Source organism: Frigoribacterium salinisoli, assembly GCF_054781095.1.
This window is the reverse complement of sequence record NZ_BAAGVB010000001.1, coordinates 407,928-429,672: the sequence shown is the minus strand read 5'-3', so window position 1 is coordinate 429,672 and position 21,745 is coordinate 407,928. Positions and strand designations below refer to the sequence as shown.

Genomic DNA, 21,745 nt, shown 5'->3' with positions numbered 1-21,745 from the left:
ACTTTGCACAAGTTGCAGGCAATTGGTCACCTGATTGGTCCAGTTCCTCTGGCCTCACAGGTCACCCAGGTTTAGTCGCCGTGAGACGCCTGTCAGCCCGGGTAAGCCGGTTGCCGGCTTGGAGTGTTCTCGACGCGTCCCGTGGCTGGCCGCCTTCTGGCAAGCTCCTCTGGCCGGATAGACACCCTGGGCACGCTCTTGCCCAAACCTCCGAAGAGAGCCAGTCCGTCTGCACTCATTTACGATGTCGGCGCTGTGATCCACAATGGACACATGCCCGCCGTTGCCCAAACCCTGCGTCTTGCGCAGCTCAAGGAGAGCGACGCAGCATGGCGGCTGCTGGACGCCGACTCGGCGCCGGTCATCATTGGCTTGCTCGGGCATCACCTCGGCGGCGATGAACGACGCGTCGACGCGGAGGAGCTGTACGAGCGGCTAGACGCAGACGTTGAGCGTCTGCGCGCCCACGGATTGCGGCTTCCGCTCAGTGCAAAGGGCTACTGCGCTCAGTGGCGCGCAGCCGGATTCCTCACACGACGGGCTTCTGCCGAGTCACGTGGCGAAACTCTTGAACTCTCCCCCGACGCAATCGTCGCGATCCGCTTTGTCGAGGGACGGGCTGCGCCGCGTTCGAGTGCGACGGAATCGCGGCTTGCGAGCCTTGCTGTGCAGGTCCGTCAACTTGCAATCGACACCGACCCCGATGCAGCGACACGCATCGCCTTGCTCGATGAGGAGATTGAGAGCATAGAGCGACGCATCCGCGCACTTCGCTCCGGCGACGAAGCAGCCCTCGACGACAGTCGAGCAATAGAGCGTGTGCGTGATCTGCTCGCACAGGCTGCTGACGTTCCGGATGACTTCGCGAGGGTTCGCGCCGACTTCGAAGCGCTCAACGCATCGTTGCGTCAGAAAATCGTCGAATCGGATGCGTCGCAGGCAACCGTCGTCGATGAAGTGTTTCGCGGTGTCGACCACATCTCCGAGTCCGAGGCTGGGCGTAGCTTCTCCGCGTTCTCGCAGCTCGTACTCGACCCAGCGCTCGGCGCGGCGTTCGAGGCAGACATCCGCCGTGTGCTTGACCGCAATTTCATCCGCGAACTCATTCCAGCCGAGCGTCGGCTACTGCGGTCTTTCCTGACGACGCTGAAGGCCCGTAGCGCAGAGATCCACGATGTGATCACGGTGTTCGCCCGGGCCCTGCGCCGTTATGTGCAGTCTCAGGCCTACCAACGCGACCGCGTCATGCGCTCACTGCTGCGCGATGCCCAGCATGCGGGCGTGCAGGCCGCAGCTCACATACGACCATGGCATCCGATCGGGCTGTCGCTGGACCTATCCTCCGTTGCGCTCGCGACGCTCGGAACGCTCGACCTCCACGACCCTGCGGAGCTTGACGCGACCGAGGAAGTCATGCCGATCGAGGTTGAGGTGGCTGACCTGGAAGAGCTGCGCGCGTTGGCGCGCGAGACCGAGATCGACTTCGACGAGCTCACACGCAATGTCAACGATGTCCTCACCCAGTTCACCACCTGCACGGTGGCGGATGTGCTTGCAGCGCATCCGGCCACGCAGGGGGTCGCCAGCGTCGTCGGGCTGCTCACGCTGGCTGCCGCCCACGGGAGGGTAGACGACGAGCCCGAGGTGCTCGAATGGACGAGCACCAGCGGCGTTTCACGCACCGCCGTGATCCCCACGCACCGTTTCACGGGGGTGGTCTCATGACCGATATAGAAACTGCTGGCGTCGAGGAAAACGGCGAGAAGCTCTGGCCAGGAGACATGGGCACGCTCCCCGATCGCACCCGCCGCGTGCTGCTGAGGCTTGTGCGCGGACCGTACCTTTCGGGAGCACGTGAGCCGCAACTGTGGGCAGTGCTCCTCAGCGACGAATCCGCCATCCGCGAGCGGCTCGCGGATCTCTTCCTCGACCTCGTAGTGGACACCGCGAACGAGTTCGCGTTCGTACGCAATGCGCCGTCTGACCAAGCGCCGAACGCCGTGCGCTCGGAGAGCCTGACTTTCCTCGACACCGCCATGCTGCTCGTGTTGCGTCAGACGCTGCTGAGCGAAGAAGGGCGAGGACGCGTGATCGTGGGACAGGCCGAGGTCTTCGAGCAGCTCACGGCATACCGCACCCCCGACCGCGATGAGAAGGACTTCGCCGCGCGTCTGAACTCGTCGTGGCACAAAATGCACAACAAGCTGCGCGTCCTTCACTCGGCAGGCGATGACAGGGCCGAGATCTCCCCCGTGCTGCGTCTAATCGTCGACGCCGACCAGGTGCGCGCGATCACGGCCGAGTACGAACGCATCGCACGCGATGGCGCAGGACCCGCCCGTCTCGAAGACGAGCCCTTCGAGAAGGATGACGAATGACGATGCTGAACGTACGCGACGAGGGTGTCATCGAGAATCCCGATCACCCTGGGCAGTGGCGGCTGACGCGCATCGAACTCGTCAACTGGGGGACGTTCGCGGGTCACGCAACGGTCGAGATTGCGCGAAAGGGACACCTGTTCACGGGGGCGTCAGGCTCTGGGAAATCGTCGCTCCTCGATGCGATCGCCGCCGTCCTCACACCCGATCGGTGGCTACGCCTCAACGCCGCAGCCCAGGAGGGCACAGCCCGCCAGGGCGACCGCACGCTCATGTCCTATGTGCGCGGGGCATGGAGCAAGGAAGCAGACACGAACGCAGACCGCGCCGTGACCAGCTTCCTCCGGGGCAAGGCGACGTGGAGCGGCGTCCTGCTGCGCTACGAAAACCTCATCGATAGTCCACTGTCACTCGCACGTGTCTTCCACGCGCCTGGCACACGAACCGACGCTGCCTCGCTCAAAGACGCGCGCTTGGTCGTGCAGGGCGAGTTCGAGCTGATGACGCTGAAACCCCATGTCGAGAGTGGGATCGATGCCAGGAAAATGACGGCGGCGCTGCCCGACGCCCTCATCACCACCGGCGGCAAGCACGGCAGATTCCACGAGCGCGTCGTGCGCCTGTTCGGATTCCGCGGAGACACAACGCTCCAACTCCTGCACAAGACACAGTCCGCGAAGAACCTCGGGACATTGGATGCGCTCTTCCGAGGATTCATGTTGGACCATCCCGGCACGTTCGCGCGGGCCGAGAACGCCGTCGAGCAGTTCACCGAACTCGATCGCGCACACGCACACGTTGTGGACCTGCGGCGCCAAGCCGATGCGCTTCGCCGGGTAAATACCGCGATCACGGCATTCGACGCGGCGAGCGCCCAGGAGACCGCCGCAGCTGGACTCCACGACGCCGTGGACGCCTATACGGCCATGCTCACACTGCAGATCGCCCGTGCGGAGCTTGCCCCGGTCCGCGCGGAGCTTGCGCGCGCCGACGCACGGCTGCGTGACGCGGAGCGCGAGCATCAGCTCGCTATGTCGGCGCTTGAGAGCGCACGAGCGCGCGTACGCAACGAGGGCGGTGCTCGCGTCGAGCTGCTGGGCGCGCAGATCGCGACGGCGGAGGCGGAAGAACGTGGCGTCGCTCACGAACGCGCACGAATTGCTGTTGAATTGGAGCGACTTGGCGCGCCCATGCCCGTGGGGCCCGCAGAGTTCACCGAACTCCTTGCGACCGCGATGGCGGAGGCCACACGCGGTATCACTGCAGTACCGCACGCGCTCTACGACGCCCGCAGCGAAGCCCGGAAAGCTCACGAAGAGACCCATAGGCTGATCACCACGGTTCGCATCAGCCGCACGAACCTTCCTCCCCGCTTGCTCGCGGCCCGAGCGTTCCTCGCCCAGAGACTCCACGTCCCCGAGGCCGCGATACCGTTTGCAGCGGAGCTGCTCTCAGTCGTTCCCGCGCACGCGGCCTGGCGTGGGGCGATTGAACGGGTGCTCGCTCCCTTGGCTACAACGCTTCTCGTGCGCGACGAGCATCTGGCCACCGTTCGCGGCGCAGCCAACGGCCGACATCTCGGTGTACGGCTCGTGATCGAGGCCGTCCCACCCGTCACCGAGGCCGCTCGCCGACCGCGCGACGCGCGGTCCCTCGTTCACCGAGTCGCCGTCGCGGACGGCGTCTTCACTTCATTCCTGCGCACGCGACTGACAGCCGACTACGACTACACGTGCGTCGATGACCCCGACGAGCTCGACCGCATCGATCGCGGTGTCACGATCACTGGTCTGGTGAAGCGCTCGTCACGGCGGTATGAGAAAGACGACCGCTCCGAAGTCGGCGACGCAACACGGTGGATGCTTGGTGGCGACGTCCACGACAGGACGGAGGCACTCCTCGATCGACTGGGTATTCAAGAGGCTACGCTCGCCGCCGCAAAAAAGGCGGTTGAGACTGCCGAGGCAGAACGTACGGCGGCTGCCGAACGGCGCAGCGTGTTCAGCCGCGTCGCCGAGTTCACGTGGGATCGCATCGACACTGCATCTGCGCAGGCCGCCGTCGACGCCCGACGAGCGGAACTCGCAACGCTGACTGCTGCATCCCATACACTCCGCGACGCACAGGCAGCGCTCGAACTCGCAACGAATCGCATGACAGACACCGACGACGAGCGTGGGACAGCACGCGGCACGAACGCAGTCGCCGCAAGCAGGGTTCAGACGGTCGAGCAGCGGATCGAGGAACTGGAATCGACACCGGGCGAACCGATCGTGTCCGAGTTCCGCACGGAATTAGAAACCAGATTTCGTGCAGAGCGGCGCTCACTGTCCCTGGAAACCGTCGACGCAGTCGCACGCAAAGTGCAAGCCACGCTCTCGCGGGAGAAGGACGCAGCAGGCAAGCGCGTGCAAAGTGCTGCCGAAACGTTCGCCGGCGGCGCCGCAGCATTCGCGGCAGCATGGCCCGCGGCATCCGCAGACCTCACCATTGAGATCGGCGACCGTTACGGCTACCGCGACCTGCTCGAGGGTATCGTGGCGCGCGGGCTCCCCCAGAAGGAGGGCGAGTTCCTCACTCTTCTGCGCGAGCGATCCCGCGACCTCATCGCTCACCTCTTGGGCGACCTACGCGACGCTCCCGCACTCGTGCGAGAGCGAACCCTGCCGGTGAACGCCTCCCTCGGACGATCCCCGTTCGAGGGAGACGACCTATTCCTGGAGATTGAGGTGAAGACCGCCCGGACAGGAGAGGTCGAGCAGTTCCTCGCCGATCTGCGCCGCATCGTCGAAGGGAACTGGTCTGACGAATCACTCACCGCAGCCGAGGAACGCTTCGGCGTGCTCCAACGCGTGATCAGCCGGCTCGGATCGAGAGACCGCGTCGACCAAGACTGGAAGACCCGAGTTCTCGACACTCGACTGCACGTCACCTTCCTCGCACGGGAGAAATCTGTGACGGGACGTGTCGCCCGCGTCTATGACTCCTCAGAGGGCCTGTCCGGCGGGCAACGCCAGAAACTTGTCGTGTTCTGCCTCGCCGCGGCTCTGCGCTACCAGCTCACAGAAGAGGAAGACGAAGTTCCACGTTTCGGCACCGTCGTCCTCGATGAGGCGTTCTCCAACGCCGACAGCGCATACACGCGCAGCACGATGGATGTCTTCGACGCGTTCGGGTTCCATATGGTCCTCGCCACACCTCAGAAGCTACTGCAGACCCTCGAACCGTACGTCGGCGCCATCACCTCGGTATCCAACCCCGCTCGCAACGCGTCGCGGATCGCCAACGTCGTCTTCGACACAGCGTCCGCGCACGATCCTGTCATGGTTCCCGCAAATCCCGCCAGGGCCGCAGAGTGACCACGCCCGTGACCGTGGATCAATTTCGTGAACGTGCCCGGCGCCTCATAGGGCGCACAAGCCGCACCTGGGCTGCCTCTGGTGACGAGTCCGTCGTGATCGATATGCCGCTTCATCCGCCCACCGAGCGCGCAGCGCTCGCGGATCTCGAAGCCGCACGCAGGTGGGTGGACTCATGGCGACATGCCTCCTCGACGATGCCGATCGAGCTCTCGTGGACCGCCCGCGACTGGCCTCGCATCGGATCGCAAGAGCTCCCGGAACGTGCAGTCGTACTCGGGCCCGGCAACATCGCCACCGTCGCCGGCGCCACCGAAGCACGCGCGTGGACCTCACTGAGCACCCGACTGTCAGAACTACGTGCCCTCATCGGCACGGACGACAGCGTCGCAACCACGCTCCGCTATCACGCGCGCACCATCGCGGCCCTCTCCCCGGACGACGTCGAGCGGCTCCACGGAGTGCTGCGCTGGCTCAGCGAGAACCCTACATCCGGACGCACGGCCCGAGAACTGCCAATCCGCGGCGTGGACACGAAGTGGATTGAGGCCCGACGTGGACTCGTCGAAGCGCTACACCGGCTGATGTTATCGACCCCCGGACTCGGCCTACGCGAGCAATCTCCGCTCGTGCGCATGCGCGCGCTCGACGGACGCATAGCCCCCGGCGGTCTGACAGACATCTCCGCTCCGATCGACCACCTCGCAACACTCTCACTACGTCCCGAACGCGTCTTCGTCTTCGAGAATCTGGAGTCCGTGCTGGCAATGCCTCCCCTACCCGGGACTATCGTCCTCAATGGCGGCGGCTACCGCGTCGATCTCATCGCCCGGCTACCGTGGGCGCAGAAAGTCACCTACTGGGGCGACCTAGACTCCCACGGCTTCGCGATCCTCCACCGGTTGCGCTCGCACGGCGTCCAAGCGACAGCCGCACTCATGGACACCGAAACCCTGCTCGCACACCGCGACCTCTGGGTCCTGGAACCCGAACCAAGTATCGCGTCGCTCCCCCTCCTCACCGCCGACGAGGAATCGACGCTGCGGCTGCTGGGCGCCGAGGGCAATGTGCGACTGGAGCAGGAGCGCATCCCGTGGCAGTACGCGCTTGCGCAATTGGGCATCGACTGACACACGGGTGCCAGAAGTTGGGATCATGGCTCGCCTGACCTGAAGTACTGCGATCACGTTCGCCCGAGTTGCGCGCTGTGGTGCAAAGCGCCACTTTGGTCGCACCTCAATCGCTGACTGCATCTGTACCGCCGGACTGATCGAGTCAGCCTGCCCACGGTCAATGTGGCTTGGCGTTCAACACCTCCGCGATGTACTGGCCGCGAAACTGTACCGGTGCCGTGAACTGCTCCCAAACGTATTGGCTACAAGCCGAGTACGCCCATTCCTTGCCGTTAGGGAACCGGACAAGGATGGTTTCAAGCTCTGCCACGAACGCCTCCGCGACCTTGCGTGAGGACCCCGCGACTGGTTGCCATTCGATCATGATTCCTCCGTGTTATAGGTGCCACGCCATGACTCCATCGCGGCGGCGACGTTGGGAACGGTGCTTTGCGACCGCCAGGACAGCAGAGACGGGTCATGCGCGTTGGGGAATGGTTTCGGGGCGTCGACTAGAGTCCTCACCGGGAGCGAAACAGCCTCTCCCGAGATCAGGGCCTCGCCTGTTCGTAACGAGGGCAGCACCGCGGCGAGGCCGGAGACGCTGTCGGGAAGAGCAGCACGGATCTTTGCTTGGCCAGCCGAGTTGCTCAGTCGCAACGCGATCAATGTGCCCGACTGCGCAAGCGCCGTTTCCGGAAGCTCGGAAGGTCGTTGCGTGACTAGCATCAGGCCAACGCCGTACTTGCGGCCTTCCCGAGCGATCCAATTCGCTGCCCCCGGGCCATCGCAATCGCTCCGTCGCCTAGATACCTGTGCGCCTCCTCCAGGACGATGAAGACAGCTCGAGTCCTCCCGATGCCTTCTCCGCCGCTGGGAGTCCGTATCGCGGCCTCGAAGATGAGCGTCAGGATCACTCCGATAGCCATCTCGCTAGCTGTCTCGGGGACACCGCTGAAGTCCAGGATTCAAACTGGCATTTCGCGGCAAAGCCAGTTTGCGACCTCGTCGACGAGTGGATCATCACCTTTTTGATCTCCGGCTGGTTGTTGCAGGAACGCGGGGCGGGGGTCAAGAAGACCAAGTCGAAGAAGTTCGGGGAGGGCTCCATGCATGCCGTGATAGGGGCCCTTAAAGGGAGCTATGGCGCCGGCTCCGTAGGGTTCGCATCTTCGGGGCTCGAGTTGACTTGCGTCACCTTCGGACTCGACGGCAGCGATGCTCGGGTCCTTCTGGACCCGAAGGGTCTCGTTCTCCTCGGCATCGAGCTGATACCGAACCGCCCGTAGGTCGAACGCTACGGGCGTGTCTTCGGTGACAGCGGCGTCGTCGATACGGAGCCATTTGGCGGCGTCTGAGAACTCGTGTCGCGTCTTGGTGACCAGCTCAGCAAATCGATTCTGGGGGGTCATGCCCCCCTGGGAGCCTGCGAAGGCAGCCAGGATGTCACTCGCGGGCAAGGCCCAATACGGGACTCGAGTGCCCCGGTCCCCATCTGCTAGGACTGACCGCACCGACGCTTCGTCTCCCAGCGCATCGGCGTACTCACCGTGAGGATCGATGACCACGATGTTTGCGGCATCCCACCCACTGCGAGCGAAGCTCTGGAGCAGCGACGCAACGCAGCTCGTCTTGCCGGAACCGGTCGATCCCACCACTGCGACATGACGAGTAACGAATCGGCTAGCGTCCAAGCAGACCGGGATTTCGTCAGCCGCAGCGAGTCTTCCAACTCCGACTGAAGCCTCTGTCTGCGAGGGAAAGAGCGCGCGGAGATCGTCAGGGGTTGCGAAATGGACGGGTCGTCGAGACCCGGATAGCTCCCGACACCTCGCTAGATTTCGCCAGTAGCCCTGTTCACTTCCCCGAGCAGTTCCACCTGAAGCCATCGATCGCCCATTTTAATTTGTCACAGTTGGACGGGAAGCGCCGCTCAGCTCAGCGATCCCAAGGAGGCTTACTTGGACTATGAGATCGACTAGGCCCTGAGGAAATCTGACAAGGGACCCAATCTGCCCGATCCGTTGGAGCTGGCCGCGGTAGATCGGGGCCACTTCTGCCAGGTCCGGGTCAAGTGCGACTGTAACCTGCGCCCCGAGAATGTGACGGACTCGGCCGATGCAGGTTGGTTGGCGCTCAGGCATTGAATCTCGCGGTAGTGGTAAGCAACTCGCTAAGCCGTGCTTCGAGTTCCCCGTGCGGGGGCAAGCTCCTCGCGAGGAAGCGACTCAGTTGAGCAAAATCTCCAAGATGGAAGGGTCCATCAGCCCAGACATCGTCGGGGGCATCTTGAGGCTCATCCCAGTCGTACCGCAAACCTCCCAGGATCGCTTCCGTTGGTGACAGAACCTAAAAGTTCGGGACCGTGAGTGCAACCTCAGCGAGCGCCTCGGGGATCGAGTCAAAGCAGAACGCGATGAACTCGGAGCGCGGGCGCCGTCTCGCGGACTCGAAGAGAACCTCATTCAGATGCTGGCCTCCAAAGGCATACCCCGTAATCAGGACGAGACTCTCCGGGTGATGAAGCGCGTGCGTCAGTCGATCTTGAAGCACGACGAAGGGAACTCGCCGAGACTCGTCGTACTTTGTGTCAGAGGGGTAAATAGCTGCCGGGAGCCCTTCCGGCGTCGCCGAACCCAGGCGGACAACCTCGCGTTGTTCGGCGGTGCCCCAAGTCCAGTGGACCGAACCGTGCAGTTTCCATAGACGGACAACCTCTGAGGGAAGCAGGTCTTTGCCGGCGGCAACCGATGGCTCCACGAGATCGCTCCGGAATCGCGCCCGAAGCGTGCCGACAAACCCATCGAAATACCCAACGCTCAAGGATTCAAGACCAGTCCCAACAAGATGATCGTAATTGACCGTGAAGATTTGGAGAGCTTGATAGTATCCAGCTCTAGCCACCCAATTAGCGAGCCGTAGTGCAGGATCAAGATTAGCATTTGAGACGTCGAGTTGCTCGATGATGAGGCGGCAAATTGCCAGATCTAGGTCTTTTGCACTCTCAGCGGATAAACCGTCGACACGATCGTCTGTTTCTTCAAGAAGCGCTGCGATACGCCGGACACGACTTAGCACCTGTTCCAGGTTGCGTGTCCTGGAAAGCCGTTCGAAGGCCGACTTCTGGTCTCCCGTGAGGGTGTTCCTGACGCATTCAGCGAGGCCGGCGACGTCTGGGAGACCACCAGCTCGCAATGCTCCCGCCCCGATGAAGATACAGACGTGACGGGAACGCGAAGCGAGCTTCTCACTCAGTCCGCCAACGAAACGGAGCACATTATGTCCTGGCATAGTTGAAAGCCACGGCACCGTGCTCTGTGCTCTGTGCTCTGTGCTCTGTGCATCGTTGCGACTCGCGCGACCCTCGCAGGCTACTGCCGCCGTCGTCCTCCAACTCCATACTCCTGCTGCCACACTTACAACAGTTCGTTGAGCCATCCATACTTATCCGAGAAGTACTGGTATCGCCGGTCGAGCATAGCGTCGCTCGGTGCCCCAGCTCTGCTCGGCTGGTTCAAGACCTGATGCGTCTGCTCGATAAATCGTCGCACAGCAAGATCGTCGCCAGCCTGGCTGAGGACGTCTGGATGGAAGACAAGCTCAAGACTGCCAGGAAGCACCGCTATTTGATGCCGGTCGAAGGAGAGATGATGGTTCGCGCACAGCGCGATGCCGTTGACCAGGCTGTCATCCGAGCCTGGGGCAGATGCGGGATAGATGTGCGCTCCTTGGACGAGCGAGAGACCGAGATCACACATGGCGCAGCGTCTTCCATATGCGTCGAGAATCTGGCCTCGGAACCTTGTATCCCTGACCAGGACGGAGACGGCACGACGCAGCCGGCGCCGCCCACCTGGCGTGTCGGCATCCGGGTCGTCAGCTTCAAAGTAGCCCGTCGCCCGAATTGATTTCTGAACTACGTAATCATCTAGGTCTATCCCGGAGGCGTACGCCTCGACCGCGAGCGCAGTGAGTTCAGGCCGGAAACAAGTGATTCGCTCTCCGGAGCCACTGATCTGCGTCGACCATCCGGCTTCCTCGGCCTCAACTAGAGTATCTAGAGAAACGAACACCGACCATCGAGTCGCGCGATCGGCTCGCCTCTCCGCATCTGCGAGAGCAAGTACAGGGTTGCCCATGCGGACAAACCGGTCGTCTTCCCATACTCCCAGGAGCAGGGAAACACGCCCCGGCTGCCCAACGAGCGGAACACCACCGGCCGGGTTCTGGAAGCGGCGCTCAAGGTCATCTCTCCCCCGGTGTGATAACCCGATCGGACCAACGAAAAGAGAAACCGGCAAGATCCTGCGCTCGGATAGGACCTCGGCAAGAGAGGGCCACCCGTTTGCATCTTCCTGGAGCCGCAGGGCCGGACTTGCAAGGACGGCGAGCCGGTCGACCAGATCATTACGCGACGGCATCGCGCCCTTGACCGCGGTAAGGAAGCGCCGCCCACTGCTTCCTGCCCATTCTCAGCCCACTGCGACCCGATTTAGGGCCAGCTCTCGGCCGAGGTACCCCAACTGGTCCATCAACGCTCGGACCACAGCCTTGCCAAGTTCCAGCGGGACAGCATTGCCGAGCTGACGTTGCACGTCTGCGCGGGTGCCTTCGATCTTGAAATCGTCGGGGAAGGACATGAGTCGAAGCATCTCGTTGACGCGGAGGCGTCGTGCTCGTTCTTCGCCGGAGGCGGTGCGGACGTTCTCCCAGTGGAATGGTCCGACCCATGGGCCGGGCTGCGCCTGGAGCGTGGTGGAGGGCCGGTTGGGCTCGAGGCGGAGCAGGAAGGTCCAGTAGCGGCTGCGCCATTCGAAGTGGTTGCGTCCGCCGTAGCGATCGGTGTGCCAGAGGTAGTTCTGGCCGGGCGGGATCTCCGCGGCAAGCTGCCCGTAGTTGCCATCGACGATCTCGTCCTCGGCTGCGCGGACCAGTCTGGGCAGTCCCTCAAAGGCCTGGGAGGCGGTGACGTGAGGGATCTTGCTGGCGTCGACGGTGCGGGTGTGCTCGCTCCATCCGGAGTGGGTGGGCTCGGGGAACTCGAACTTCCCCCCGTCGCGCCGCCCGACGACGAACACGCGACGGCGCAGCTGCGGGACACCGTAGTCCGCAGCGAGCAGCACCTTCCACTGAGGGTTGTAGCCGAGTTCGCCGAGTCCCTTGAGGAGCCGCTCGAACTGGGCTTTGTGGGTCTTGTAGGTAAGGCCCTGCACGTTCTCCAGGATGAACGCCTCGGGGCGTGACTCGCGGACGACGCGGACGTACTCGTCCAACAGGGAGGCGTTGGGGTCGCGGCTCTCGCGCTTCTGCTCCAGCCAGAACCCGGATTTGCTGAACGGGGTGCACGGCGGGCCGCCGACGACCAGCACGGGCTCCTTGGCATGTAGCCCTGCGGTGGCGAGGATCTGCTCGGTGGAGACCTGTCGGATGTCGCCAGTGAGGGTCGCGGCGCCGTCGAAGTTCGCCTTCAACGTCTGCAACGCGGGCTCGTTGTAGTCCGTCGCGACCGACACACGAAGGAGGCCGCTGCCGAGGTCGCAGGCATCGAGGGGTTCGGCGTCGGCACGTTCGACGGCGAGGTCGAGTCCTCCTGCTCCGGAGAACAGGCTCACCACTGGGAGCTGTTCGCCCATCGGCCACCTCTTTCTATACGTGCACGCACGGCCCGCCTCTGCGGGCAGTGCGTGTCTGACCAGTATCGTCGAGACGAGTCTGCCGACGGCCACCGACATGCCCAACGTGACCAAGGACGTCGGTGGACAACCCGAGCCGGAAGGGGTCCTGTGGAGGAAGAGCCGCTCGCCGGGCGAGCCTTCGGCGAGGTCTACCGCGTCCAGGGGCGCAGCGACTTGCACGCGTTCCTCCTCGACGCCGTCCGTGCATCCGGCGGCCGAGTGCTGTACGCGAGCGACCCGCACCGCGCGCCGGTCTATCTCGGCGTGCAGCTGGACTCCGACGAGCGGATCGGGATGCTCGTGTACCCGTTCCGAGTCAAAAAGGTGGAGACCAAAGGCAGGCCGGACGACGAGGTCCGCGGCCAGCTCCGATACGGCGCGGAGGAGTCCTGGAAGAGGGAGCACCCGGTCGGACGGGATGTCGCCGCCGTGGACGTGACGATGATCCTCGGCGTCGATCTCGCCGACGGCGTCATTCTCGGCCTGGACGCGAACCTCTGGGACCCGCTGCCCATGGGCATCTCCTTCTACACCAAGGCTGCCGAGATCACGCAGGCCAAAGCATCCGGTTGGCACGTCTGGGAGAAGATCAACCGGCCAGGAACAAAGCGCTCCGAGCCCCGCTCCCCCACCAGCCTGGAGACGTTCGTCGCGTTCACTCCCGACCGCCTCATCGACTACGCACGTCTTGAACGACGAGCGACCTCTCTATGTCTGGACCCGCCGCTGCGATACTCGGCCGCCGTCGCGCTCGCAGACAAGACAGCGGTCGACAAGCTTCCGCGCCGACACGTGCTGGAGGAGCAGTTCGCACTCACCAGCGAGCAGATCCTCGACATCATCGGCGGCCGCAACCGACTCTCGGTCGCCGTACGCGGCGGGGTCGCCGAGTACCATCTGGAGCACCTGCTCGAGACATCGCCCGACATCTCCGCGGTCGAGCGGCTCGACGTGGACGCGATGCACGACTTCGACGTGATCCTCGCGGGCGGAAGGCTGATGAGGGTCGAGTGCAAGAACGCGAGCCCCAAGACCTCCGCCGCCGGGAACTTCAAGGTCGAGGTGCAGAAGACCCGCGCCTCAAAAGGCGATCCCGCGTCGCGCTTCTACCCCGTCGACGGGTTCGACGTCGTCGCCGCGTGCCTCTTCTCGCCGACCGGACGGTGGGAGTTCCGTTACGGGCTCACCTCACGCATGCCGCGGCACAAGGATTTTCCCGACAGACTCGCGCCGATCCAGACGATCACCGACGACTGGGCGGAGAGCCTGTCCGCCCTCAACGAGTGACCTTTCGTCGATCGCGCACGACATCCACGATGCACGCGGCGATAGAGGTGGCGGCTTCGTGTTCCCAGAACCGAAGAACCCTCCAGCCGCGCCCCTCAAGCAACGCGGTGGTCTCGATGTCGCGGAGCCGGTTCCGACCTATCTTGCCCTCCCAGTAGTCGCGGTTCGTCGACGGCATCTTGAAGTGCTCGGGACAGCCGTGCCAGTAGCAGCCGTCGATGAGCACCGCGACGCGGGCGCGAGTGAACAACAGATCTGCCGTCCTGGGCAGGTCGCGCTCCGGTCGCGCGTTGACCCGGTATCGCAGTCCCGTGGCATGCACCAGGCGGCGGACCGCCAGCTCCGCCTGCGTGTCCCGGCTTCGGTTGCCCTGCACAGTCTTCCGAGCGGCAGCACTGGAAGCCCACGGCGTGTACATGCTTTGAGGTTACGGACTCGTCGTGAATGGTTCACCCCGTCGGAGCCAGTGAGCACATCCAGAAACGACCAAGCCCTGATGAAAGTTGCCTCTCACCAGGGCTTTTGGTCGGGCTGACAGGATTTGAACCTGCGACCCCTTGACCCCCAGTCAAGTGCGCTACCAAGCTGCGCCACAGCCCGAAGAAGTCGTTCCGAAGAGCGTCTCCTTGGTCGTTGCTCCGACCGAAGCAACTCGACCAGCATAGCGGACCCCGGGCCTCCTGTTGACCACGCGGTCGACGTCCCGTCGCACGCAGGCCGTGACCCGGCGGACCGCCGACTGTTGCGCCCCGTGACGCTCTCCGCGCGGCCCGACCCCACGTCGCCCTACCGTCGGGTCATGTCCACGACGACCGCTCCCGCCGCAGCCCGCGCCCTGCCCGTCACGCTCAGCGGTGTCGGCCGGAGCTTCGGCCGCGACGTGCTCCGCGGCGTCGACCTGGCGATCGAGCCGGGCGAGATCGTGGCCGTCCTCGGCCCCTCGGGCTGCGGCAAGTCGACGCTGCTGCGCCAGGTGGCCGGCCTCGACTCCCCCGACGCGGGCGCCGTCGAGATCGCGGGCAGCCGGGCCGTGCACGCGGACCAGCGGTGCGCCGTCGCGTTCCAGGAGCCGCGCCTCCTGCCCTGGCGCACCCTTCGCGGCAACGTCGCGCTCGGGCTGCCGAAGGGCACCGACAAGGCCGAGGGAGCCCGTCGCGTCGACGAGCTGCTCGAGCTCGTCGGACTCACGGCAGCCGCCGACCGCCGCCCCCGCGACGTCTCGGGCGGCATGGCCCAGCGCGCGAGCCTGGCCCGGGCCCTCGCCCGTGAGCCGCGGGTGCTGCTCCTCGACGAGCCGTTCGGCGCCCTCGACGCGCTCACCCGGCTGCGCATGCAGGACCTCCTGCTCGACGTCCACGCCGCCGTGCCGACCACGGTCGTCCTCGTCACGCACGACGTCGACGAGGCCCTCTACCTCGCCGACCGCGTCGTGCTCCTCGCCGACCTCGCGCACGCCGACCTCACCGAGGGCGCAGGAGGCGCGACGAGCGTCGACCGCATCGCCCGCGTCCCCGGCGCCCGCCCCCGGGATCGCGACGCCCCCGAGCTCGCCGTCCTGCGGCAGGAGCTGCTGGCCGGCCTCGGCGTGGAACGTCACGCCCGCCGCGCCTCCCCCACGCACTGACACCCGTCCCAGCACCGCACCCGACCCACCACCACCCACACCAGGAGACGCCATGACCCGCACCGCACCCGTCGCCCGCACGAAGGCCGCCGCCGCCCTGGCCCTCTCGGCGAGCGCCGCGATGCTGCTCAGCGGCTGCGTCGCCGGCGAGGACGCCGCCGCGGGCGGAGCCGACCAGGCCGGCGCCGCCACCGCCTCCGGCGAGTGGAGCGCCGACACGCTCGCCGTCGACTTCGCGACCTACAACCCGCTCAGCCTCATCGTGAAGGACCAGGGGTTCCTCGAGGACGAGCTCGGCGACGACGTCGAGGTCACCTGGACCCAGTCCGCCGGCTCGAACAAGGCCAACGAGCTGCTGCGCGCCGGCGCCGTCGACGTCGGCTCCACCGCCGGCAGCGCAGCCCTGCTCGCCCGCTCGAACGGCTCCCCCATCAAGACCATCGACATCTACTCGCAGCCCGAGTGGTCGGCGCTCGTCGTCGCCGGCGACAGCGACGTCACCGACGTCGAGCAGCTGAAGGGGAAGACGGTCGCGGCGACGAAGGGCACCGATCCCTACTTCTTCCTGCTGCAGGCGCTCGACGAGGCGGGGCTGAGCGCGTCCGACGTGACCGTGCAGAACCTCCAGCACGCCGACGGCCGCGCCGCCCTCGAGAACGGCAGCGTCGACGCGTGGGCCGGCCTCGACCCGATCATGGCCGCCAGCCAGGCCGAGGCGGGCACCGAACTGCTCTACCGAAACGTCGACTTCAACACCTACGGGTTCCTCAACGCCACCGAGGAGTTCCTCGAGACCAGCCCCGACCTCGCCCAGGCCGTCGTCGACGCCTACGAGGAGGCCCGCGCCTGGGCCACCGAGAACCCCGACGAGACCGCCGCGATCCTCGCCGAGGTCGCCGGCATCGACCCCGCCGTCGCCACCTCGGTGCTCGAGCGCACCCACTTCGACGTCTCGCCCGTGCCCGGCGACGACCAGCGCGCCGTGCTCGAGGAGGTCGGACCGATCCTCGTCGAGTCTGGCGACGTCACGTCGCAGGACGCCGTCGACGATGCCCTCGACTCGCTCTTCGAGCCCACCTATGCCGAACAGGCCGACCGCTCGTGACGCAGCTCGTCGTGACCGGGGCCGACCGCGAGGCCGACGCGCAGCAGGCGGTGCGCGAGTCCCGACCGGACGCCGTGGGCTCCCCCGGCCCCGCACCTCCTGACCGCCCCCGCAGGAGGCTCGCCTGGCTGGGCGCGCTCGTCCCCCTGGCCCTCGTCACGGCCTGGGTGCTCGCCACCGAGGTGCTCGGTGCCCCGGCGTACAAGCTGCCCTCGCCCGGCGACGTGTGGGCGGCCGCGCTGCAGCTCGCCGGGACCGGCCAGCTCGGGCTCTACGTCGCGATCTCCGTGCAGCGGGTGCTGCTCGGCTTCGCCGTCGGGGCTGTCGTCGGGCTCGCCCTCGGCGCCGTCGTCGGGCTGTCGCGCGTCGGAGAAGCACTTCTCGCGCCGACGATCGCCGGCGTGCGCGCTGTGCCGTCGCTCGCGTGGGTGCCGATCCTGATCCTCTACTTGGGCGTCGGCGAGGACTCCAAGATCGTGCTCATCGCGATCGGGGCCGCGTTCCCCGTCTTCACGACGGTCGCCGGGTCGCTCCGTCACGTCGACCCGCACCTCGTCGAGGTCGGCCGCGCGTACGGACTGCGGCCGGTCGAGCTGTTCGCCCGCGTGCAACTGCCGGCCGTGCTGCCGGCGCTCGTGTCGGGCCTCCGGCTGGCCCTCGCGCAGGCGTGGCTGTTCCTCGTGGCGGCGGAGCTGATCGCCTCGTCGATGGGCCTCGGCTTCTTGCTGTCGGACTCGCAGAACAACGGGCGGGTCGACCGGATGTTCCTCGCGATCCTCCTGCTGGCCCTGCTCGGCACCGTCACCGACGCCGTGCTGAACCTGCTGCAGAGGGTGCTGCTGCGCCGCTGGCGCTGATCGGGAGGCGGAGGCGGACGAGCGGCGATCCCGGGACAGCTGGACCGGGTCCTCACTCGTGCCGCCCGCTCTCCGCGCCGACCCGGCCTGCTGCCTTACCAGGGCCCGCCGTCGGGTCCGAAGACCTCGCGGTAGGCGCGCACGGTGCGCACGGCTCGTGCGCGGGCGACCCAGGCGCGGCGACTCTCGGTCGACGTCGCGGGGACGTCGGGTGCCGGAGGGGACGACGGCAGGGTCCGACGCCCCAGCAACGGCCGGATCGTGTGCACCCTCCTGGCCCGGTGCTCCGCGTCGACGGCCCGGAACGCGACGGTGAGGCCGACGATCCCGAGGACGGCGGCGACGAGGAGGTGGACGTCGTCCTCGGTGGTGACCCTGCCGACGGCAGCTTGCGCCGCGAACGACACGATCCCGGTGACGACGAGCACCGCGAGCGCGTGCTGCCTCCCGAGGATCCGGACGCGCAGCAACGCGAGCTCGCGCAGGTCGGCCTCGTGCTGACGCCGCGTGCGCTCGTGACGGAGGTGCTCGTCGTGCAGCTGTGCCGCTCGCTCCATGAGCTGGATGCGCAGCTCGTGGACCTCCTTGACCAGGAGCACCCGCAGCTCGTCACCGGCGAAGAGGCTCTCCGGCGGGGTCGTGCCGGTGAGGGGTGAGCTGGTCGTGGGCTCCCGGAGACGCTCGGCCATGCTCGCCAGCGTAGCGATCTGTCATGTCACATGACGCGGCGGGTCGGGCGGCGCCGGGAGAGCGCGATCAGTGAGGTGCGGGTTCCGGTCCTGCCCCTGCGGCGGCGCTCGCCTCGGGCTTCGGGAACGCCTCGCGCATGTGCCTGCTGCTGAGGACGGCGCTGATGCCGACGAGCAGGAACGAGAACACGATCTGCTCGAGGACCATCCAGGCCGGGTAGAGGCCGGGGATCGAGGCGACGACGAGCGTGACGACGGGGAAGATGCGGCTGAACAGGCGGAGGCGCGAGTACGCCCACCACCAGCCGAGCTGTGCCCGCCACGCGAAGACGTAGAGGGTGAGCGTGATGCCGAGGACGGCGGCGCACCGGACCCAGACGGCGAGCGGCACGACGTGGCCCGAGTCGGAGAGCGCGACGGCGATGACGACGGCCCCGGTGCTCACGACGGTGAGGGCGACGAGCAGCCAACGCAGCCTCTGGAACGCGAGGACGGTACGCGGGTGCTGCCGCATGTCCTCCCGGATGACGTAGGCGCGCTGCCGCCCGCCGGCGAACCGGTCGATCTGGAGCCGCTGCCAGGCCCGGTCGGCGACGACCCCCACGCAGGAGGCCCGGGTCGCCCCGGTGCGCGCCTCGCGCTTCACCTGCGCGCTCCTGCTCGTCGTCCCACGAAGCACCATCGTGCCCCATGCCGCTCCCGCCGTCGAACCGCGGCGGAACACGCTGGCCGGGGCGACGTTCTCATGACCGCTGCGGGGTCGTCCGTGCTGGTCAATAGGTGTTGCCGCCGTCGTAGTCGGCGAGGTCGGTGACGCACGCAGAGAACGAGGACAGGGCGATGTGCCGCCCGTCGTCGTAGGCGTCGATGATGATGATGGCGTGCCCTGGGCCCTCGACGACGAGGCGGGGCCCGCCCCGTCCGGCCTTCTCGAACGATGCCGGGAGACCCGTCTCGGCGGTCCACGCCGTCGACATGCGCTCCAGCAAGGGCACGAGGTCTTGCTGTTCCTTCACGATGACCTCTGCGGCGCTGGCCCACTGGAAGGCCTCCTCGGAGCAGGACATCAGGACCCCTTCGGCGTTCTGCCACGACTCGGCGACCACCTCTGCAGGTACGGCGGCCACCAGCAGTGACGTCCAGGCGAGTGTCTGCTGCTTGGCATCGGCGAGGTCCATGGTCGACCCGATGGTCTCCTCTGGGTCGCGGTGCGAGGCATGTGATCCTCCGGCGAAGCCGGCCACGACGAGCAGGGTGGCCGCCAGGGCCAGTACCTTCGCGCCTCGAGCGGACATCGGTCGAGGACGTCCTTCTCGAGGTCGGAGCCGAGCCGTCGGACGATCGATCGGGGGTCGCCTGGTCATGGCTCTTGCGCGTAACACGGCGAGTAGGCCGTGATCTGGAAGACGGGCAGGGTGCGCTGACCCATGACGATGCTCGCTCCCGTGTCGATCTCCTGCGCGAACAGACGCGCGCCTCCCCCGAGGTCGGTGTCTTCTTGCACCTCGGACTCACCGGTCTCGCGGAGCGACGCCGCGATCTCGCGGATGACGCCGTCCGGATCCCCGTCAGACCGGGGCCGAACGTCGACGAACCGCGATCTCTGCACTGCCGATGCCGAACACGACAACGCCACATCGTCGGTCATCCGGTCGACCAGCTCTTCGTCACCGTCACGGGGAACGAGACCGATGAAACGTTCCACGACACGGTCGAGAGCCTCCTGCGCGGTCTGACGGTCAGGGAGCGCAGCTGCTCCGAGGTCTGCGTTCGTGGCAGGAGAGTAGATGGTGCAGGCGGACAGCTCCAGTGCGCACAGGAGAACGACGATGAAGGAGGCAGCTCTGCTCGACACGGCGTTCCTCCGGAACTGGCGGACACCGTTCACAAGGCGCGTCTTGTTCGGACACGCGGCAGATGACGATGGTCTGTTCAAGGCTCTCAATATGTGTTGCCCCCGTCGTAATCCGCCAGGTCGGTCACGCACGTGGAGAACGACGAGATGGCCAGCCTGCGACGGTCGTCGCGCGCGTCGATGATGATCGCAGCGTGACCGGGACCCGAGACGACGAGACGCGGGTTCCCACGACCGGTCTTCTCGAACGAGGTCCTGAAACCGTCGTCGTCACTCCAGGTGGCAGCCATGCGCTCGAGCATCGGAACGAGGTCCTGCTCCGCGTCGAGGGTGACCTCCGCCGCGCTCGACCACTGGTACGAGTCCTCCGAGCACGACATGAGCACGCCGTCGTCGTGCTGCCACGACTCCGCGACGAGCTCCGTCGGGACAGCGCCCATCAGCATGGAGGTCCAGCCCAGCGTTTGCTGCTTCGCCTCGGCAAGGTCGACGGTGGGCACAGTGGTCTCCTCGGGGGCGAGATCCTCCACCGGGGAGGATGCCCGACCGCAGCCAGCCAGGGCGAGCAGGGCGGCGGCAAGAACCAGCGTGGTCCAGCCATGAGGGAACTTCGTTCGAGGGCGTCTTTCTCGAGGCCGAGGCCGAGGCCGAGACCGAGTCGTCGAATGATCGATCGGGGCTCGCTCGGTCATGGCTCTTGCGCGTGACACGGTGAGTAGGCAGTGACGTGCAGGGAGCCATCGCGCTCCTGCCCGACGACGATGCCCGACCGGTCAACGTCGTCCTCAGCGATCATGATCGTGAGTCCCTCGGCGAGGCTCTTCTTCGTCCGGACGGGCCACCCCGTCTCGTCACGAAGATGCTCGGCGAGATCGCTCAGCACCACTTCCACGTCTGCGTCTGCGTCTGCTCCAAGGCGGACATCCGCATGACGCGTCCGCTGGGCCGTCGTCTCACCGCAGCTGATCTCCGATTCTCCCTCCTGATGAGCCACACCCTCCGCGTCGACCTCAGGCGTGCCCGCTACTGCTAGCTCGAGCAACATGTTCGCTCTTGCTTGGGCTACGGCTCGGTCGGAAGCCGTCGCGACACGCGTGTCCGCACGATCGGAAGAGGTACAACCGAGCAGGGCCAAGGGGACCCCGAGAAGTGTGACGACCGGCATCCACCCACCCCCGCGCCGTCCTCTTCCAGAGCCCCTCGGGCAGGCGCTCGTTGCTGGAGTCCTCGTCCAGCACCCGATGCTCGTCATGGACCCCTCAGCTCTGGGCAACGATGTCGTCGCGCGGTCCTCTGCCCGACGAGCGCCCCGGGGCAGGGGGCGGGTGTCTTGCGCTCCCGTCATTCGTCGACCTCGTAACACGGCGAGTAGGCCGTGATCTGGAAGACCGGCAGGGTGCGCTGACTCATCACGATGCTCGCTCCCGTGTCGATCTCCTCCGCGAGAAGCCGAGCATCCCCCATGATGTCGATGTCCTCCTCCACGTCGAACTCCCCGGTCTCGCGCAGCGAGGCCGCGATCTCGCGGATGACGTCATCCGGGTCCCCGTCAGACTTCGGCCGCACGTCGATGAAGCGTGACTCCTGCACTGCCGATGCCGATGCCGAACACGGCAACGCAACGTCGTTGCTCACGCGGTCGATCAGTTCCTCGTCGCCGTCACGGGGAACGAGGCCGACGAAACGTTCCACGAGACGGTCGAGAGCCTCCTGCGCGGTCTGATGGTCAGGCAATTCATCCACTCCAAGGTCTGCACTCGGCACGGGCAAGAGAAGCGTGCAGGCGGACAGCGTCACGGCGCAG

22 protein-coding genes and 1 tRNA gene are annotated in these 21,745 nt (G+C 66.1%); 8 read left to right on the top strand and 15 right to left on the bottom strand.

From position 1 onward, the window contains the following. Positions 1–273 precede the first annotated feature (273 nt). Genes ACYVHQ_RS02090 through ACYVHQ_RS02075 form a run of 4 tightly spaced genes read left to right on the top strand, consistent with a single transcriptional unit; the run spans position 274 to position 6,867 of the window. Positions 274–1,725 carry a DUF3375 domain-containing protein gene (locus ACYVHQ_RS02090; RefSeq protein WP_460510474.1) on the top strand — a complete coding sequence of 484 codons (1,452 nt, stop codon included), beginning with the start codon at positions 274–276 and terminating at the stop codon, positions 1,723–1,725. Further along, positions 1,722–2,378: a DUF4194 domain-containing protein gene (locus ACYVHQ_RS02085; protein ID WP_460510473.1), complete on the top strand. Its 657-nt coding sequence runs from the start codon at positions 1,722–1,724 to the stop codon at positions 2,376–2,378. Before ACYVHQ_RS02090 ends, ACYVHQ_RS02085 begins: the two co-directional genes overlap by 4 nt. Next, positions 2,375–5,737 (top strand): ATP-binding protein, encoded by a 3,363-nt coding sequence (locus tag ACYVHQ_RS02080; protein ID WP_460510472.1) that lies wholly within the window; start codon positions 2,375–2,377, stop codon positions 5,735–5,737. The genes ACYVHQ_RS02085 and ACYVHQ_RS02080 overlap by 4 nt, the downstream gene beginning before the upstream one ends. After that, entirely contained in the window at positions 5,734–6,867 is a 1,134-nt protein-coding gene (locus tag ACYVHQ_RS02075) for a Wadjet anti-phage system protein JetD domain-containing protein (RefSeq protein WP_460510470.1), read from the top strand. Before ACYVHQ_RS02080 ends, ACYVHQ_RS02075 begins: the two co-directional genes overlap by 4 nt. Before the next feature lie 160 nt (positions 6,868–7,027). Here the strand turns inward: ACYVHQ_RS02075 and ACYVHQ_RS02070 are convergent, their stop codons facing one another. The 6 genes from ACYVHQ_RS02070 to ACYVHQ_RS02045 all read right to left on the bottom strand — a co-directional run bounded on the left by ACYVHQ_RS02070 (position 7,028) and on the right by ACYVHQ_RS02045 (position 12,482). Further along, positions 7,028–7,234 carry a hypothetical protein gene (locus tag ACYVHQ_RS02070; RefSeq protein WP_460510468.1) on the bottom strand — a complete coding sequence of 69 codons (207 nt, stop codon included), beginning with the start codon at positions 7,232–7,234 and terminating at the stop codon, positions 7,028–7,030. Next, positions 7,231–7,614 carry an ATP-binding protein gene (locus tag ACYVHQ_RS02065; RefSeq protein ID WP_460511215.1) on the bottom strand — a complete coding sequence of 128 codons (384 nt, stop codon included), beginning with the start codon at positions 7,612–7,614 and terminating at the stop codon, positions 7,231–7,233. The genes ACYVHQ_RS02070 and ACYVHQ_RS02065 overlap by 4 nt, the downstream gene beginning before the upstream one ends. Before the next feature lie 203 nt (positions 7,615–7,817). Further along, positions 7,818–8,738, bottom strand: a complete 921-nt coding sequence (locus ACYVHQ_RS02060; RefSeq protein ID WP_460510466.1) for an ATP-binding protein — start codon at positions 8,736–8,738, stop codon at positions 7,818–7,820. Positions 8,739–9,198: 460 nt separating this feature from the next. Then, complete coding sequence (locus tag ACYVHQ_RS02055) at positions 9,199–10,125, bottom strand: SIR2 family protein (protein WP_460510464.1); 927 nt, start codon at positions 10,123–10,125, stop codon at positions 9,199–9,201. A gap of 140 nt (positions 10,126–10,265) precedes the next feature. Beyond that, positions 10,266–11,270, bottom strand: coding sequence for an HNH endonuclease (locus ACYVHQ_RS02050; protein WP_460510462.1), 1,005 nt, complete (start codon positions 11,268–11,270; stop codon positions 10,266–10,268). A 51-nt stretch (positions 11,271–11,321) separates the two neighbouring features. After that, positions 11,322–12,482: a DNA cytosine methyltransferase gene (locus ACYVHQ_RS02045; RefSeq protein WP_460510460.1), complete on the bottom strand. Its 1,161-nt coding sequence runs from the start codon at positions 12,480–12,482 to the stop codon at positions 11,322–11,324. A gap of 150 nt (positions 12,483–12,632) precedes the next feature. Here ACYVHQ_RS02045 and ACYVHQ_RS02040 point away from each other — a divergent pair, with 150 nt between their 5' ends. Next, positions 12,633–13,811 (top strand): hypothetical protein, encoded by a 1,179-nt coding sequence (locus ACYVHQ_RS02040; RefSeq protein ID WP_460510459.1) that lies wholly within the window; start codon positions 12,633–12,635, stop codon positions 13,809–13,811. Here the strand turns inward: ACYVHQ_RS02040 and ACYVHQ_RS02035 are convergent. Together ACYVHQ_RS02035 and ACYVHQ_RS02030 are read right to left on the bottom strand one after the other, a co-directional pair. Then, on the bottom strand, positions 13,801–14,229 hold the full coding sequence (locus ACYVHQ_RS02035) for a very short patch repair endonuclease (protein ID WP_460510457.1): 429 nt from the start codon (positions 14,227–14,229) through the stop codon (positions 13,801–13,803). The two genes, ACYVHQ_RS02040 and ACYVHQ_RS02035, sit on opposite strands and share 11 nt — an antisense overlap. A gap of 105 nt (positions 14,230–14,334) precedes the next feature. Beyond that, positions 14,335–14,411 (bottom strand) — tRNA-Pro (locus ACYVHQ_RS02030). Between the two features lie 199 nt (positions 14,412–14,610). On the opposite strand from ACYVHQ_RS02030, the gene ACYVHQ_RS02025 reads away from it, so the two are divergent. The 3 genes from ACYVHQ_RS02025 to ACYVHQ_RS02015 are packed head-to-tail and all read left to right on the top strand — an operon-like array spanning position 14,611 to position 17,397. Next, entirely contained in the window at positions 14,611–15,435 is an 825-nt protein-coding gene (locus ACYVHQ_RS02025) for an ABC transporter ATP-binding protein (RefSeq protein WP_460510455.1), read from the top strand. A 52-nt stretch (positions 15,436–15,487) separates the two neighbouring features. Continuing rightward, the gene (locus ACYVHQ_RS02020; protein ID WP_460510453.1) at positions 15,488–16,540 is read left to right on the top strand and encodes an aliphatic sulfonate ABC transporter substrate-binding protein; all 1,053 of its coding nucleotides are present in this window, start codon (positions 15,488–15,490) and stop codon (positions 16,538–16,540) included. Next, positions 16,537–17,397: an ABC transporter permease gene (locus ACYVHQ_RS02015; RefSeq protein WP_460510451.1), complete on the top strand. Its 861-nt coding sequence runs from the start codon at positions 16,537–16,539 to the stop codon at positions 17,395–17,397. The genes ACYVHQ_RS02020 and ACYVHQ_RS02015 overlap by 4 nt, the downstream gene beginning before the upstream one ends. Before the next feature lie 95 nt (positions 17,398–17,492). Here the strand turns inward: ACYVHQ_RS02015 and ACYVHQ_RS02010 are convergent, their stop codons facing one another. The 7 genes from ACYVHQ_RS02010 to ACYVHQ_RS01980 all read right to left on the bottom strand — a co-directional run bounded on the left by ACYVHQ_RS02010 (position 17,493) and on the right by ACYVHQ_RS01980 (position 21,738). Then, entirely contained in the window at positions 17,493–18,086 is a 594-nt protein-coding gene (locus tag ACYVHQ_RS02010; RefSeq protein ID WP_460510449.1) for a hypothetical protein, read from the bottom strand. A gap of 67 nt (positions 18,087–18,153) precedes the next feature. Further along, a complete protein-coding gene (locus tag ACYVHQ_RS02005) occupies positions 18,154–18,732 on the bottom strand; it encodes a hypothetical protein (protein WP_460510447.1) in 579 nt (192 codons plus the stop codon). A gap of 127 nt (positions 18,733–18,859) precedes the next feature. Further along, positions 18,860–19,330 carry a hypothetical protein gene (locus ACYVHQ_RS02000; RefSeq protein ID WP_460510445.1) on the bottom strand — a complete coding sequence of 157 codons (471 nt, stop codon included), beginning with the start codon at positions 19,328–19,330 and terminating at the stop codon, positions 18,860–18,862. Positions 19,331–19,446: 116 nt separating this feature from the next. After that, complete coding sequence (locus tag ACYVHQ_RS01995) at positions 19,447–19,941, bottom strand: hypothetical protein (protein WP_460510442.1); 495 nt, start codon at positions 19,939–19,941, stop codon at positions 19,447–19,449. Between the two features lie 86 nt (positions 19,942–20,027). Next, the gene (locus ACYVHQ_RS01990) at positions 20,028–20,441 is read right to left on the bottom strand and encodes a hypothetical protein (protein WP_460510440.1); all 414 of its coding nucleotides are present in this window, start codon (positions 20,439–20,441) and stop codon (positions 20,028–20,030) included. A 188-nt stretch (positions 20,442–20,629) separates the two neighbouring features. Continuing rightward, positions 20,630–20,986, bottom strand: a complete 357-nt coding sequence (locus ACYVHQ_RS01985; protein WP_460510438.1) for a hypothetical protein — start codon at positions 20,984–20,986, stop codon at positions 20,630–20,632. A gap of 296 nt (positions 20,987–21,282) precedes the next feature. Continuing rightward, positions 21,283–21,738 carry a hypothetical protein gene (locus ACYVHQ_RS01980; RefSeq protein WP_460510436.1) on the bottom strand — a complete coding sequence of 152 codons (456 nt, stop codon included), beginning with the start codon at positions 21,736–21,738 and terminating at the stop codon, positions 21,283–21,285. Positions 21,739–21,745 lie beyond the last annotated feature (7 nt).

Bases quoted from the DNA above. Each gene is read 5' to 3' on its own strand.
- ACYVHQ_RS02090 (WP_460510474.1), top strand. From the start codon at position 274: ATGCCCGCCGTTGCCCAAACCCTGCGTCTTGCGCAGCTCAAGGAGAGC.
- ACYVHQ_RS02085 (WP_460510473.1), top strand. From the start codon at position 1,722: ATGACCGATATAGAAACTGCTGGCGTCGAGGAAAACGGCGAGAAGCTC.
- ACYVHQ_RS02080 (WP_460510472.1), top strand. From the start codon at position 2,375: ATGACGATGCTGAACGTACGCGACGAGGGTGTCATCGAGAATCCCGAT.
- ACYVHQ_RS02070 (WP_460510468.1), bottom strand. From the start codon at position 7,234: ATGATCGAATGGCAACCAGTCGCGGGGTCCTCACGCAAGGTCGCGGAG.
- ACYVHQ_RS02060 (WP_460510466.1), bottom strand. From the start codon at position 8,738: ATGGCTTCAGGTGGAACTGCTCGGGGAAGTGAACAGGGCTACTGGCGA.
- ACYVHQ_RS02050 (WP_460510462.1), bottom strand. From the start codon at position 11,270: ATGCCGTCGCGTAATGATCTGGTCGACCGGCTCGCCGTCCTTGCAAGT.
- ACYVHQ_RS02045 (WP_460510460.1), bottom strand. From the start codon at position 12,482: ATGGGCGAACAGCTCCCAGTGGTGAGCCTGTTCTCCGGAGCAGGAGGA.
- ACYVHQ_RS02035 (WP_460510457.1), bottom strand. From the start codon at position 14,229: ATGTACACGCCGTGGGCTTCCAGTGCTGCCGCTCGGAAGACTGTGCAG.
- ACYVHQ_RS02025 (WP_460510455.1), top strand. From the start codon at position 14,611: ATGTCCACGACGACCGCTCCCGCCGCAGCCCGCGCCCTGCCCGTCACG.
- ACYVHQ_RS02020 (WP_460510453.1), top strand. From the start codon at position 15,488: ATGACCCGCACCGCACCCGTCGCCCGCACGAAGGCCGCCGCCGCCCTG.
- ACYVHQ_RS02010 (WP_460510449.1), bottom strand. From the start codon at position 18,086: ATGGCCGAGCGTCTCCGGGAGCCCACGACCAGCTCACCCCTCACCGGC.
- ACYVHQ_RS01985 (WP_460510438.1), bottom strand. From the start codon at position 20,986: ATGTTGCTCGAGCTAGCAGTAGCGGGCACGCCTGAGGTCGACGCGGAG.